The organism is Pseudarthrobacter sp. NIBRBAC000502772, from assembly GCF_006517235.1.
Classification (GTDB): Bacteria; Actinomycetota; Actinomycetes; order Actinomycetales; family Micrococcaceae; genus Arthrobacter.
Genome location: NZ_CP041188.1, coordinates 3,489,820 through 3,503,989, shown reverse-complemented (window position 1 = coordinate 3,503,989; position 14,170 = coordinate 3,489,820). Strand labels below are relative to the sequence as shown.

General features: G+C 65.3%; 13 protein-coding genes. 10 read left to right on the top strand and 3 right to left on the bottom strand.

Features of this window, described 5'->3' with window-relative positions; translation table 11 throughout:
• Positions 1–20: 20 nt before the first annotated feature.
• From atpD to NIBR502772_RS16190, 5 genes are read left to right on the top strand one after another with little or no spacing between them, the layout of a single operon-like run.
• On the top strand, positions 21–1,475 hold the full coding sequence (atpD, locus tag NIBR502772_RS16210) for a F0F1 ATP synthase subunit beta (protein WP_141140965.1): 1,455 nt from the start codon (positions 21–23) through the stop codon (positions 1,473–1,475).
• 1 nt (position 1,476) lies between these two features.
• Positions 1,477–1,761 (top strand): F0F1 ATP synthase subunit epsilon, encoded by a 285-nt coding sequence (locus NIBR502772_RS16205; protein WP_056349400.1) that lies wholly within the window; start codon positions 1,477–1,479, stop codon positions 1,759–1,761.
• Positions 1,762–1,771: 10 nt separating this feature from the next.
• Positions 1,772–2,203 (top strand): DUF2550 domain-containing protein, encoded by a 432-nt coding sequence (locus NIBR502772_RS16200; RefSeq protein WP_056349397.1) that lies wholly within the window; start codon positions 1,772–1,774, stop codon positions 2,201–2,203.
• 4 nt (positions 2,204–2,207) lie between these two features.
• Positions 2,208–3,512 (top strand): alpha/beta hydrolase family protein, encoded by a 1,305-nt coding sequence (locus NIBR502772_RS16195; protein WP_141140964.1) that lies wholly within the window; start codon positions 2,208–2,210, stop codon positions 3,510–3,512.
• Positions 3,509–6,058 (top strand): bifunctional lysylphosphatidylglycerol flippase/synthetase MprF, encoded by a 2,550-nt coding sequence (locus NIBR502772_RS16190; RefSeq protein ID WP_141140963.1) that lies wholly within the window; start codon positions 3,509–3,511, stop codon positions 6,056–6,058. Before NIBR502772_RS16195 ends, NIBR502772_RS16190 begins: the two co-directional genes overlap by 4 nt.
• 141 nt (positions 6,059–6,199) lie before the next feature.
• Here NIBR502772_RS16190 and NIBR502772_RS16185 read toward each other — a convergent pair whose 3' ends face one another.
• Both NIBR502772_RS16185 and nucS read right to left on the bottom strand, forming a co-directional pair.
• A complete protein-coding gene (locus NIBR502772_RS16185; RefSeq protein ID WP_011692441.1) occupies positions 6,200–6,403 on the bottom strand; it encodes a cold-shock protein in 204 nt (67 codons plus the stop codon).
• Between the two features lie 337 nt (positions 6,404–6,740).
• Positions 6,741–7,436 carry an endonuclease NucS gene (gene nucS / locus NIBR502772_RS16180; protein ID WP_141140962.1) on the bottom strand — a complete coding sequence of 232 codons (696 nt, stop codon included), beginning with the start codon at positions 7,434–7,436 and terminating at the stop codon, positions 6,741–6,743.
• A gap of 37 nt (positions 7,437–7,473) precedes the next feature.
• Here nucS and NIBR502772_RS16175 point away from each other — a divergent pair, with 37 nt between their 5' ends.
• Entirely contained in the window at positions 7,474–7,830 is a 357-nt protein-coding gene (locus NIBR502772_RS16175) for a hypothetical protein (protein WP_058932022.1), read from the top strand.
• Positions 7,831–7,928: 98 nt separating this feature from the next.
• Entirely contained in the window at positions 7,929–8,729 is an 801-nt protein-coding gene (locus tag NIBR502772_RS16170) for an alpha/beta hydrolase (protein WP_141140961.1), read from the top strand.
• Positions 8,730–8,769: 40 nt separating this feature from the next.
• Here the strand turns inward: NIBR502772_RS16170 and NIBR502772_RS16165 are convergent, their stop codons facing one another.
• On the bottom strand, positions 8,770–10,089 hold the full coding sequence (locus NIBR502772_RS16165) for an AI-2E family transporter (protein WP_141140960.1): 1,320 nt from the start codon (positions 10,087–10,089) through the stop codon (positions 8,770–8,772).
• Positions 10,090–10,305: 216 nt separating this feature from the next.
• Between NIBR502772_RS16165 and NIBR502772_RS16160 the strand changes: the two genes are divergently transcribed.
• The 3 genes from NIBR502772_RS16160 to NIBR502772_RS16150 all read left to right on the top strand — a co-directional run bounded on the left by NIBR502772_RS16160 (position 10,306) and on the right by NIBR502772_RS16150 (position 14,170).
• Complete coding sequence (locus NIBR502772_RS16160; protein ID WP_246848557.1) at positions 10,306–12,000, top strand: hypothetical protein; 1,695 nt, start codon at positions 10,306–10,308, stop codon at positions 11,998–12,000.
• A 65-nt stretch (positions 12,001–12,065) separates the two neighbouring features.
• A complete protein-coding gene (locus tag NIBR502772_RS16155) occupies positions 12,066–13,073 on the top strand; it encodes a tetratricopeptide repeat protein (protein ID WP_141140959.1) in 1,008 nt (335 codons plus the stop codon).
• Positions 13,073–14,170, top strand: coding sequence for an NADH:flavin oxidoreductase/NADH oxidase (locus NIBR502772_RS16150; protein ID WP_141140958.1), 1,098 nt, complete (start codon positions 13,073–13,075; stop codon positions 14,168–14,170). Before NIBR502772_RS16155 ends, NIBR502772_RS16150 begins: the two co-directional genes overlap by 1 nt.

Below are 14,170 nucleotides of genomic sequence, written 5' to 3'. Positions count from 1 at the left end.
TACTGAGTGAAGTGAGAGAGATGACTGCCACTGCTACCGAACACGTAGCCGCAACGTCCGGTGCGACCGGCCGTATTGCACGTGTTATTGGCCCGGTTGTCGACGTCGAATTCCCGGCTGACGCAATCCCCTCGATTTACAACGCCCTCACCACGGAGATTACCCTCAACGGTGAGACCAAGACCATCACGTTCGAGGTTGCCCTGCACTTGGGCGACAACCTCATCCGCGCCATCGCCCTGCAGGCTACCGACGGACTCGTCCGCGGCACCAACGTAGTGGACACCGGTTCTCCGATCACCGTGCCCGTCGGCGACGGCGTCAAGGGCCACATCTTCAACGTCCTCGGCAAGCCGCTGGATGTTGACGAGTCCGAGATCCAGGCTGCGGACTACTGGCCGATCCACCGCAAGGCCCCGGCCTTCGCAACGCTCGAAGGCTCCACCGAGATGCTGGAAACCGGCATCAAGGTCATTGACCTTCTCACCCCGTACATCAAGGGTGGAAAGATCGGCCTCTTCGGCGGCGCCGGCGTGGGCAAGACGGTTCTGATCCAGGAAATGATCACCCGTGTGGCCCGTAACTTCGGTGGTACCTCGGTATTCGCCGGTGTTGGCGAGCGTACCCGTGAAGGTAACGACCTCTGGGTTGAAATGGAAGAGGCAGGCGTCCTCAAGGACACCGCCCTTGTATTCGGCCAGATGGATGAGCCGCCGGGAACGCGTCTGCGCGTTGCACTGTCCGCCCTGACCATGGCGGAGTACTTCCGCGATGTGCAGAACCAGGACGTGCTGCTCTTCATCGACAACATCTTCCGCTTCACCCAGGCAGGCTCCGAGGTTTCCACCCTTCTCGGCCGCATGCCGTCGGCCGTGGGCTACCAGCCCAACCTGGCTGACGAGATGGGTCTCCTCCAGGAGCGCATCACGTCCACCAAGGGCCACTCGATCACCTCGATGCAGGCCATCTACGTTCCCGCAGATGACTACACCGACCCGGCCCCGGCCACGACCTTCGCACACCTCGACGCAACCACGGAACTTTCCCGTGAAATTGCTTCCCGTGGTCTGTACCCGGCCGTTGACCCGCTGACGTCGACGTCCCGCATCCTGGACCCGCAGTACATCGGTCAGGACCACTACAACACGGCTGTCCGTGTGAAGCAGATCCTGCAGAAGAACAAGGAACTCCAGGACATCATCGCCATCCTTGGTGTTGACGAACTGTCGGAAGAGGACAAGATCGTCGTGTCGCGTGCACGCCGTATCCAGCAGTTCCTCTCCCAGAACACCTACACCGCCAAGCAGTTCACCGGCGTCGAGGGCTCCACCGTGACCATCAAGGACACAGTTGAAGGCTTCACCGCTATCTGCGACGGCGAACTTGACCACGTTGCAGAGCAGGCGTTCTTCAACGTCGGCGGCCTGGACGATGTTGAGCGCCAGTGGGCCAAGATCCAGGAACAGACCAAGTAATATGGCTGAGCTTGAGGTTGAGATTGTCGCAGCGGATCACTTCGTGTGGTCCGGAGCGGCCAAGATGGTCAAGGCCCGCACCAGCGATGGTGAGATCGGAATCCTGCCCGGCCACTCGCCCCTGCTGGCGATCCTGGCCGAAGGTGAACTGGCCATTGAGCCGGTTTCCGGGAACCGCATTGCCGTGGCTGTTGACGGCGGATTCTTCTCCGTCGACAACAACCGCGTGGTGATTGTTGCTGACAACGCCCAACTGGGTGACGCGGCTACTGCTGGGATCCGCTAGCACGACCTTGATGGACGCTCCGACTTTTACGTTCATCTCCTTGGCAATCGTTTTCGGATTGCTGATTTTCGCACTGTGCCTTTCGGGGGTGCGCCGCTTCAATCTGCGGCGCGCCCTTGGCACAGTGGACGCCTCCATTTGCGTTGCTGGAAACAGCTGGCAGATGGGGGTTTGTCGTTACCAGGACAACGACCTTGAATGGTTCCGCCTGCTGTCCCTGAGCGTGCGTCCCAAACATAAGTTCAAGCGCAGCTCCCTGGAGCTGCTGGGCCGCCGCAAGCCCACCGAGGCCGAAGCCGTAAAGGTGCAGCCCGACGTCGTGATTGTCGAGCTGCGGTACGAAGGCCAGGATCTGCGGCTGGCCATGAAATTCGATGCCTACACGGGACTGTCCTCCTGGCTGGAAGCCGGGCCGGTCATCGGCGTGGGTACCTGGCGCTAGCCACGTGGACTGGATCGCTGATATCCGGTTGACCGACGGACCGGTGTACTGGGCCGCCTGGGTTCTTGGTTCCACCGCCGCACTTTCCCTGGTCTGGCGTCCGCGCGCCCTTGGCCGCCGCTGGTTCCTCAGTGTTGCCGCCGCAGTTGCCGCCGCAGCCGTCGTGGTGCTCCTGGTCCATTGGGTCCTCATCTATTGGGCCTCAACCTTCCCCGAAGAACTGCCGTTCGACGTCCTGGCGTGGGTGTTTTCCGCCGTGGCCGCCCTCCTGCTGGTGTTGCTCCGGCTTCGCACGGCGTCGTGGCGTCGCCGTGCGCTGGATGTGCTTGCCCTCCTCGCCGTGGTGCTGCTGGCCGTGGTGCAGATCAACGCTTATTTCGGCCTCAACCGGACAGTTGCGGACTTGACGGGAACGGCGCTGAGCCGCGTCCCGGCCCTGGAACAGGAGCTGATGCGCCAGCCGAACAGCCCGGCAACGTCTCTGGACGGATGGAAACCGGCCAGTGAGCTCCCTGCCGATGGCGCTCTCCGCACCGCATCCATCCCAGGAACGTCCTCGGGCCTCCAGGCACGCGACTCATACATCTACCTGCCGCCGGCCTACTTTGCTTCGAATCGTCCCAGCCTTCCGGTCCTGGTTCTGGTGCCCGGCCAGCCCGGCGGCCCTGCCGACTGGTTGACCGGCGGGTCGCTCCCGGCACGCATGGACAGTTTCGCCGCCCGGCATGGGGGAGTGGCGCCTGTTGTTGTGGTGGTTGATCCCAACGGCAGCCAGTCGGCGAACAATCTCTGCATGGACAGCGCCATCGCCCAGGCAGACACTTACCTCGCTGTCGATGTGCCGGCATGGATCTCGGGAACGTTGGACGTGGACTCCGACCACCGGCAATGGGCCATCGGCGGTTTCAGTTTTGGTGCAACCTGCGCAGTCCAGATGGCCACCCGCCACCCGGAGCTGTACACGGGTGTTCTCGCCTTTTCCAGCGAGAACGAGCCTGCGCTGGCCAAGGAACGCCAGAAAACTGTTGATGCGGCCTTCCGCGGCGACACCGCTGCCTTTGATGCCCAGATACCGCTGACGCTGTTGAAGGAGCGCAAATATCCTGGCAGCGTGGCGTATTTCGCGGCCGGGGCCACAGATCCGGAGTTCGTGGCAAATCTGCGGACCCTTGAGGCGGCGGCCCGCGGGGCAGGTTTCACCGTGGGCTCGGACGTGGTGGCACACACCGGCCATTCGTGGGACGTGCTGACTCCCGGCATGGACAATGGGCTTGAGCTGCTGGCCGCACAATGGGGGTGGGCCAAATGAGGGAAGCTGGCGCATCCCGTGCGCCGGCCCTGCTCTGGTCAGCCGTTCTGCTTCCGGCTGTCCGAAGAATGTGGGGCTACCTGCGGTCGGTGCCACTGACCCTCAGTATCCTCGGTATTTTCCTGTTGGTCGGGGCGGCAACCGGCAGCTTCCTCAGCGGGCCGCCGGAGGACCTTCTATCTGTCGCAGGCGTCAGCGCCCCGGGTCTGAAGGCCGGCAACTGGTGGTCCCTGGTGACGTCACTGTTCTTTGCCACCAACCCGCTGGCCTATCTGGTGGCGTCCCTGATGATCCTATTGCTGCTGGGCCTGGCCGAGAGGCATCTTGGGCCGCTTCAGGCCGCAGCGTTTTTCCTCGGTGGCCAGTTTGCTGCCGTTACAGTCTTTCTGCTCCTGACCCAGGTGGCGAGGTATGCGGGAGACGGCTGGCTGGGACTGATGGCGGACTACAGCCTGATCGGACCCTACGCCGCCGTCCTGGCGGCTTCGCTGGCAGCGAGCGGCAGGATTCCGGTCCTGTGGCGGCGCCGGTTGCGGACGGGGCTGCTCTCGGTGTCGCTGCTGCTGGTCCTGTATGTGGGGCATGCCGAGACCGTCATCGGCCTGGTTGGTGCAGCGGTAGGACTCGCGGCCAGCTGGTGGAACCAGGGCGACCACGGCCAGCTTCACCCGCCCCGTTCGAGTGGCAGGGAAACCAGGAACCTGCTCGCCCTGACGGTTGCCGTGTTCGCCGTGGGGCCTATCCTTACCGCCGTTGCCCGGACGCCCACCGGCCCGCTGGCGTTGCTCCGGGACGTGGTGCTGAATCCCATGCCCACACTGGGCCAGCTTGAAGCAAACTGCGGAGCAACAGTGGAGGCATCCTGCCTGGAGGTGGGGCGGACGGGCTTCGCGGGACCCTTTGGCCTCGCCCTGGCAGTAGTGCCGGTGGTTCTGCTCCTCATCTGTGCTGACGGAATGCGCCGCGGCCGCCGCATGGCACTGCGCATCACGTTGGCCCTTCAGTTGGCGGTCACGGCGATGGCCGCCGTCTACCTGGCCCTGTTCGCGCTGATCCCGCACTATCCCGCGCGGCCGCATACGGCCGCCATGGGTTCGGGTTTTGCCCACATCCTGCCTTTGGTGATCGTCCCGCTGCTGCTGGCGGTCCTGCTCTGGGTTAACCGCCGCCAGTTCCGCGTCGAGACGATTCCTGCCGCCCGTCGTCGGCTCATGGCGGTAGTGGGTGGCGTCTGGCTCCTCCTGGCCGGGAGCTACGCCCTGGCCTGGTTTGCCGCGGGGGGAATGACGCGCGACGGCGGCCTGCTGGGCTTGCTGGCTGAACTGTCCAGGCAGTATCTGCCGGTTCCGTTGCCGAATCTCTACCACCGGGTCTTTGCCGAACGGGACGGCCTCGAGTCCCTGATTTTTGGTTATTCCGGACCGGTCTTCTGGCTCGTTGCGTTGGCCGGCGTCTGGTCCGTGCTCCTGGGCCGGCATCATGGCAGCGATTCGGGCCACGACGACAGGGCCGCGGCCCGGAAGCTGTTGCGTGAGGGCGGCGATTCACTGTCGTGGATGGCCCTCTGGGAGCCCAACCGGTACTGGTTCAGCCCGGATGCACGCGGCGCGGTCGCCTACCAGCTGCACGGCAGTGTTGCCCTGACGCTGGCCGGCCCCTTCGGTGCGGCCGACTCCCGTCAGCGGACTGCCGAAGGGTTTCTTTCCTACTGCGGCAACCGCGCGCTCATCCCGGCCTTCTACTCGTGCGATGACACGCTGTGGCCCCTGCTGCAGGACCGGGGCTTCCAGCGCGTGTCGGTGGCGCAGGAGACCAGGCTGTCCGTCCGGCAACTTGAATTCACGGGCAAGGAATGGCAGAACGTCAGGACTGCCCGCAACCGCGCCGCCAAGATGGGCGTCAAAGCCGTCTGGGGTACATACCACGGGCTTCCGTCCGCCCTGCGTGCCCGGCTCAGCGAAGTGTCGGAGGAATGGGCGGCAGGAAAATCGGTTCCGGAAATGGGATTCACGCTGGGCGGCATGGATGAGCTGATGGACGAAGAAGTGCTGTGCTGCCTGGCCGTGGATGGCGACGGCCACGTGCACGGGGTCACCAGTTGGTTGCCCGTTTACGACGGCGGGACGCTGGTCAGCCGCACACTGGACGTTATGCGCCGGGGTGCTGACGGATTCCCCGGGGTGATGGAGTTCCTCATTGCTTCGGCGGTCTTGGAGTTGCGCGAATCCGTGGAGGTGATCTCGCTCTCCGGGTCCCCGCTCGCCAGCCGGCCCGGCGACGAAACGCCGGGGAAGCCGGTGCCGGCAGAGAACCTCGTCCGCATCCTCGATGTGGTGGGCCACGCGCTCGAACCGGTCTACGGATTCCGGTCCCTGGCGGCTTTTAAATCACGCTTCAAACCCGAGTACCGAACCCTTTACCTGTATTACCAGGATCCGCTGCAGTTGCCGGCGATCGGACGGGCGCTCACCCGGGCCTATTTGCCCGGCCTTTCGCTGCGGCAGGGGGCACGGCTGGTCCGGGGCCTGGTGGGCCAGGGAAGCTGATCCTCACAGCGGCGCGAACGATTTGCGACTGGAAGTCACGGATGACGATGACATCGCGGACAAAGAAAAGATCCCCGGCACGGATGCCGGGGATCTTTTCTTCGCTGGAGGCCACGCAGATGGCGGCCGCCGGGCGGGGGACTAGACCAGCGTTACGCCGGTAGCCTGGGGGCCCTTGGCACCCTGACCGATTTCGAACTGAACGCGCTGGTTCTCGTCGAGGGTCTTGAAGCCACCGGTCTGGATTTCCGAGTAGTGAACGAAGACATCGCCATCGGAGTCATCCGGGGTGATGAAGCCGAAGCCCTTTTCAGCGTTGAACCACTTGACGGTTCCCTGTGCCATTTATTTCTCCTCATTATGGAACTTGTCTAAGTTCGGCACACCTCGTGCCGGACTCGGTCACTCCGCGAGAAGAATCCTTCAATGCCGTTCCTGGGAACCTGCGCTGCAGGAGCTTCGCGCTCGCAACATGTCTTGCGAGCATGAAAAACACCTACACAAAGACTGGTCTAAGAATTTCACGCCGATTCCGTCAGGTCAACGGTCTGAACGGCCAATACGGCAAATTTTGCGTATAAGAAGGATGAATCCCCTTGTCAGGGGGCCGAAGGCGTCACCGGTGCAGATATCCGGCGCCAGAAAAGCGGAACTCGGCGTCATAAAAAGCGGATAGCGGGCCTCAGAAAAGCCGGGAGTCGCTGTCGTCCACGCCGCGCATGGCGTCGTAGTCCAGCGTGATGCAGTCGATGCCGCGGTCGTTGGCCAGCACCTTGGCCTGCGGCTTGATCTGCTGGGCAGCGAAGATGCCACGGACCGGGGCCAGCAGCGGATCGCGGTTCAGGAGTTCAAGGTAGCGCGTGAGCTGCTCCACGCCGTCAATGTCGCCCCGCCGCTTCAGCTCGATGGCCACGGTGGCCCCGCTGGCGTCACGGGCCAGGATGTCCACCGGGCCGATGGCGGTGAAGTACTCGCGGCGAATGAGCGAAAAGCCTGAACCCAGAGTCTCGATCTGATCGGCAAGCAGGCGCTGGAGGTCTGCTTCGACGCCGTCCTTGATGAGACCGGGGTCCACTCCAAGGTCGTGGGCGGACTCGTGCAGCTGCTCGTGGATGTTGATGATCAGGCGGTCATCGGTCTTGGCGGACTGGACGGTCCACTGTTCCGTGACGCCAAGCTCCAGGTCAATGTCCTCCGGCGAGGACACCCGCAGGGTGGCGGGCGGGCTCATCCAGTTCAGCGGCTTGTAGGAGCCGCCGTCGGAATGAACCAGCACCGAGCCGTCGGCCTTGACCACCAGGAGCCTGGTGGCAAGGGGAAGATGGGCTTTGAGCCGGCCAACATAATCAACTGAACATCGGGCTATGACAAGTCGCACGCCGTACACACTACCGGGGCTGGGGCAGAATGGAGGCATGCCGCGTTCCAACCGTCCCCGCCGCCCTGCCTCCGGAAAGCCGGGCATAGCTGGCGGAAAGCCGGTAGGCAAGAAGGGCAACGGCGATGTTCCGGAGTTGGATTTGGAGCGGGCGCGGGCTGGAATCGCCCGCCGGGAAAGCGCGCCCGACGGCGAGTGGACGGTCAGGACCATGACCGCCAGGAACGCGGAAAAGACCTACATTTGCCCCGGCTGTTCCACCGCCGTGGTCCCCGGCATCGCCCACCTGGTGGTCTGGAAGGACGATCACATATTTGGTGCGGCCGCAGGCCTGGCTGAGCGCCGCCACTGGCACACCAACTGCTGGCTGTCCCGGACGTACCGTTACCGCTGACTCGGAATAGCTCCGGCGAACGGCTCCGCCCCGGAGAAGCCGCGTTAAGAGCCAGCGCACTGCGCCTGCGGACGCCGGGAGTCGCTAAGCTGGCAGGCATGACTTTTGATCCCGCGTCGTACGAATTCAGCCAGCCAACAGGGCCCGCACCCATCCGCGCGTCAACGGTGCTGCCGGCCCGGCGCGAGAACATCGAGCTCCGCACGGAGGATGGCCACACGCTGGTGGGGGAACTGGCGCTGCCCGAGTCCGGCCAGGTCACAGCGACGTTGATCACCCTGCATCCGCTTCCGACGCACGGCGGTTTTATGGACTCGCACGTGTACCGCAAGGCGTCCTACCGGCTTCCGGCCCTGGCCGGCGTGGCTGTGCTTCGTTTTAACACGCGCGGGACGGAGTCGCCGCGGGGAACCAGCGCCGGTTCCTTCGAAGAGGGGATCGGCGAGCGGCAGGACGTTGAGGCGGCGGTACGTTTCGCCGTCGAACGCCAACTGCCCAACCGCTGGCTGGTGGGCTGGTCCTTCGGCACCGAACTGGCGCTGATGTACGGTGCCGTTGAGCCGGTGGCGAGCCAGATTGAAGGTGCCGTCCTGCTGTCGCCTCCGCTGCACCGCGCCACGGACGCCCACCTGCGTCTCTGGGCGGACTCCGCCAAGCCGCTCACCGTCCTCGTTCCGGAGCATGACGACTACCTCCAGCCCGCCGCCGCCGCTGAACGTTTCAGCTTGGTGCCGCAGGCCCGGGTGGTGGGTGTCGACGGCGCCAAGCACCTTTGGGTGGGGGAGAAATACGCTTCCCGCGTGCTCAACGAAATTGTGGATGAGGTGACGGAGGCAGGCTCCGGACCCGAAGGCCTGCCGCAGGTGTGGAACGGCCCGGTGGCCACTGCGGCCGCCTAGCGGCTGCCGCTACTAGTGCCTGTCCGCTGGCGGCTGTCCGCTAGTGCTTGTCCTGGCGGACGATGTAGATCTCCTTGACCAGCAACAGGATGGCGGCCGCCGTCGGGATGGCGATCAGCGCCCCCAGAACTCCCAGCAGGCTGCCGCCGGCAATCACGGAGATCACGGCGACGGCGCCCGGCACGGCCACGGCTTTCTGCATGATGCGCGGCGAGATGAAGTAGGCCTCGAACTGGAGGTAGGCGAAGTAGCAGATGCCGTAGACGGCGGCAGTCTGCCACCCGACCGTCAAGGCGATCAGCAGGACCACAACGCCGGCGATCATGCCGCCCACCAGGGGGATGAATGCCAGCAGTGCCACCACGAAGGCCAGCAAGAGGGCGAACGGGACACCCACAATGGACATCACGATGAACGCGAACGTGGCATTGAGCAATGCCACGCAGGCCTGCCCGATCACGTAGTTGCCGACGGACCGGGTGATCTCCTCGGAGAGGGCTTCAACCCGGGCCCGGCGGGACCGCGGCGCCAGCCGGTAGCCCCACTTCTTCATGGCCGGGAGGGCTGCCAGGAAGTAGAGGCTCAGTACCAGGACGATCAATGTGCCGAAGAGACCGTTGGCCAGGGTGGAACCGAAGCCAACCACGCCACCGAAGATCCCGCCCATCGCCTCGGGGTTGTTGACGAACTTGTCGAGTTCCTCGTTGATGCGGTCGCGCACACCAAACTGGTCATCCACGTTGCGGAAGAACTCCGAGTCGATGAAGTCCCGTACCCATGTGGGTGCCTGCACCACAATTTGGGTGACCTGTTCCACGATGGTGGGGATGAGGGTAGCGAAGAACCCTCCCACAGCCACCACCAGGACCAGGACGGCCACGAGAATGCCGACCGGGCGGGGAATCCGGCGGTTCTCCAGCCAGCCGACCACGGGTTCCAGGCCAAGGGCTATAAACAGGGCAGCCACAATCCACAGCAGCAGCTGTGTGGTGTTGGAGCCGATCCAGTAGACCAGCAGGGCAAGGCCCACTCCAACAGTGCCCATGAAGCCCATATAAAGGGGATGTTGCATCGACATCCGGGGACCCGGGCGGCCAAACTGCGCGGCTTTCCCGCCAGTCTCGCCGTCTTCGGTGGCGGCAGGAACTTCGGTGTGGTTGTATTCCGGCGGGATCTCAAACCGGAGCCTGGGCTGGGCGCCCGGCAGCGGCTGGCGCAGGCGCCGAACAAGCTGGCCAAGGGCCGCAGCTGCGGAGCCCCGTCGCTTCGCCGTCGCAGGCGTGTCCGGCGAGGATTCCACAGCGCCAGCGGCCGGTTGATTTTCGTGTCCCGTGGAGGACTCTTCCGTCTTGTCAGTCACTGGATTCTGGGGCCTGTTCCGTGCGTGGCGCCGCATTTGCGGGCCGGTGTGATGATCATCGCAAACACTATCAGCAGCCTTGCCAACAGGAGCGAGGGCCCCCGCCGGGCCTCCCGGGCACCGCCGATTCCGGACCCCGCTGGCGGCCAAACGGGGGTTCTGGTAACAAAACGGTTACTATTGAAAGTAAACCCCCGCGAATGATAGGTGTTTCCTTTGCGCTTCAAGACTGCAGTTGCACTCGTGCTGCTCGGCCTCCTGACACTTCTGGCCGGTATTGGCCAGAAGACAATCTGGGCTCCCTCCGAGACCTTTACGGCTTCCGCCCCGGCAGATGCCGCGGAGGCCCCACTAACTGTCATCGACCAGAACCTGCGCACCGCGCAGGGCGGAACGGTGAAGATCAAGATCGAAGGCGACGGCAACTTCATGCTCGCGGCCGGCCGTCCTGATGACGTGGACGCCTGGGTGGGCCCGACGGCCCACAACACCATCACCGGGGTTTCCGAGGACAACAAATCCCTGCAGGTTGAGCACGCCGACGGCGACGCCACGGCGCCGAATCCGTCCGGATCCGACCTCTGGGTTTCCACTGAGAACGCCAGCGGTGAGCTGGAGTACTCGTGGACGCCGCCCGCTGACGGCGAATGGTCACTGCTGCTGGCGTCCGATGGCACCAAGCCCGCCCCGTCGTCGATCTCCATGACGTTCCCGAATGACACCTCCACGCCGTGGGCCATACCGCTCATGGTGATAGGCGGCCTGCTGATCTTCGCCGGCATTGCCCTGGTTGTCCTGTCCGCACGCAAGCGGGACGGCGAAGGCAACGGCACGGGAAGCCTGTTCGCCCGGCGCGCCCGGGCCAAGGCCGAGGCAAGGTCCGCCTCACGGCTCGGCATGGTGTCCGGCGGCATGGTCACCGCCGCAGTGACCGCCCTCGTTGTGGCCGGAACTGGTGTTGCTGCGAACGCTGCCACCACGCCCGCGCCGGCTCCCGGATCGGCATCGCCGGAGGCCGCCCAGGCGGCCGCGCCGGTCCTCCTGGACGCCCAGTTCCGCAGGATCCTGGAGCAGGTCTCCAGCACCGCCGACGCCGGTGACGCCGCAAAGGACGCGGCCAAGCTCGCAGAGCGCGTAGCCGGAACGGAGCTTGAGGTCCGTACGCAGAACTACAAGATCCGTTCCCAGGTGGGCACTTATGAAGCCCGGATGCCCGTCCGTTCCACCAAGCTCCTCACCACGGTGGTCACCACCGACCGCAGCTGGCCGCGTTCAGTCCTCGCCGTTACGCAGGGTGACGGCAACGTCGTCCCGCAGCTGCTCACCCTGGTCCAGCCCTCCCCGCGGGAGAACTACAAGCTGACCGAGACCACCCCGCTGCAGCCGGGAACCACGTTCCCCGCCATCGGCCGGAACGGCACCGACACGCTGGCCGCCAACGACAAATCCGGCCTGCTGTACAGCGGCGAAGAAGCCCTGGCCGGGCTGGCCGACCGCCTGACGAATTCGGAGTCGAGCTTCAAGGACAAGCTGGTGGAAGGCGCATCCTCGCCGTACATCGCCGATACGCTCTCCTACCAGGCCGAGGTAGTCAAGTCCGGCGAAAACGGCAACTTCACCTTCACCCACAAGGTAGTACCGGAAAGCACTGTGGTGTTCCGGACGGCCGACGGCGGGGCGCTGGTGCTGGGCCGGATCAACTTCGGCTTTGATGGCACGCCCAAGGCCTCCGGTGACAAGCTCACCATCGGCGACGACGCAGCCGCGCTCGCCGGCGGCAAGGAAACCACCACCGGCATGGTCCTGGACTTTGCTGAATCAATGGCGGTCTACGTTCCGCCGGCAGGTTCTACGGATCCCATCAAGCTGGTGGCCGCAACGCGCGGGCTGGTAGGCGCAAGCTTCAAATAGGCCCGCAGGGTCCAGTCCCAGATGCAGTACCCCCGGCAGCGGCCGGAGTGGCTAGAGTGGAAAGCATGAGTTCGCCAGCTTCCCGCCCAGTCCCTCCAGCCGCTGCCAGCCTGCTTAACCTGCGTGGCGCCGTCGACCTTTCATCCCTGAAACAGCGCCAGGCGCCGCCTGCGGCTCCCGGCATTCCCCCTGTTTCCGGGGATGCGGGTGCCAGCGCAGAAGCCGGTGCGGTAACGCCCGACGACGGCGCGGCACCGCTGCGGGTCACTGTCACCGAAGGCAATTTCCAGGAACTCGTGGAGCTTTCCGCCCAGGTTCCGGTGGTCTTCGCGCTGTGGGCCGCGTACTCGCCGGAATCCGCCGCGATGCTCGACTCGCTGGAGCGTGTCATCAACAGCTACGGCGGCCGCCTGGTCTTGGGGGCGGCGGACATCGAAGCCTTCCCGCAGCTGGCACAGGCCTTCCAGGTCCAGGCCGTACCCACGGCCGTTGCCGTCCTCAAAGGCCAGCCCGTACCGCTCTTCCAAGGCGGCGCCGACGAATCCCAGATCCGGCCCCTCTTGGATGAGCTGCTGAAAGTCGCGGCCGCCAATGGGGTTACGGGCAGCCTCGGCGGGGGCAGTGCGCCCATGGAGACTGAACCAGCACCTCTTCCGCCGCTGCACCAGGCCGCGTTCGACGCCATTGAGGCGGGCGACTTTGAGGCCGCGGCCGTGGCCTACCGGCAGGCCCTGCTGGAAATGCCCGCCGACGCCGAGGCCAAGGCCGGCCTGGCCCAGGTGGAGCTGATGGCCCGGCTCCATCCGCTCTCCGCCGAGGACTCGGAAGCCTTGCGTACCCTCGCCGCCAACGAACCTGACAATCTGGCCGCCCAGCTGGGCGTGGCGGACCTGGACGTGTCCGGTGGCCACGTGGAGGACGCGCTGAACCGCGTGGTCAGCTTCATCGGCCGGAACTTCGGCCCGGAACGGGAGACCGCCCGCGTACGCCTCCTGGAGCTCTTTGACGTGGTGGGCACGTCCGACCCCCGTGTTGCCAAGGCACGCCAAGGACTCGCCAGGGTCCTGTTCTAGTGCCGGCCCTGTTCCAGCCGCTCAAGCTCCGCTCCCTGGAGCTCACGCACCGCGGCTGGGTATCACCCATGTGCCAGTACAGTTGCGGTCCCGACGGCGCCCCGGGGGTTCCGAACGACTGGCATCTGATGCACCTGGGCTCCTTCGCCGCGGGCGGCGCGGCGTTGATCCTCACCGAGGCGGCTGCCGTGAACGCGGCCGGCAGGATCAGCCCCCGCGACGCCGGGCTGTACAACGACGAACAGGCAGAGGCCTGGCAGCGGATCACGTCCTTTGTGCACCGGCACGGTGCCGCGGAAGCGAAGATCGGCGCCCAGCTTGCCCACGCCGGCCGGAAAGCGTCCACCTACTGGCCGTTCGCCGGGCAGCGGGGGAGCGTCCCGGAGTCCGACGGCGGCTGGCCCACGGTGGGGCCGTCACTGCTTGCCTTCGACGGTCTTGCCGAACCCGCCGCGATGACCGGGGCGCAGATCCAGGACGTCATTTCCGATTTCGCGGCCGCCGCAACGCGTGCCGTGGACGCCGGCTTCGACACCGTGGAGATCCATGGCGCGCACGGCTACCTCCTGCACCAGTTCCAAAGCCCGCTGATCAATACCCGGACCGATTCCTGGGGCGGGGATGAGGCCGGACGGAACCGGCTGATGCTCGCCGTCGTTGATGCCGTCCGCAACGTCATCCCCGAATCCATGCCCCTGCTGCTGCGGATTTCAGCCACCGACTGGGCGCCGGGAGGCGTCGATGTCCAGGCTTCGGTCCGGCTGGCCGCCCAGGCGGCGGAGCACGGAGTGGACCTCATCGACGTCTCCAGCGGCGGGGCCGTGGCCCATCAGGACATCAGGCCGGGTCCGGGCTACCAGACGGAGTTCTCCGCACGCATCCGCCGGGAAGCCGGTGTCCACACAGGCACCGTGGGCCTGCTGACTTCCGCAGGCCAGGCCGAGCATGCCGTGGCCACCGGGCAGGCCGACGGCGTGTTTATTGCCCGGGCCGCGCTCCGGGATCCGCACTGGTGGCTCCGGGCGGCATTTGAATTGGGGCACGACCTCCCCTGGGCACCGCAGTACGAACGGGCCATGCCGCGGCATTCGTTCTAG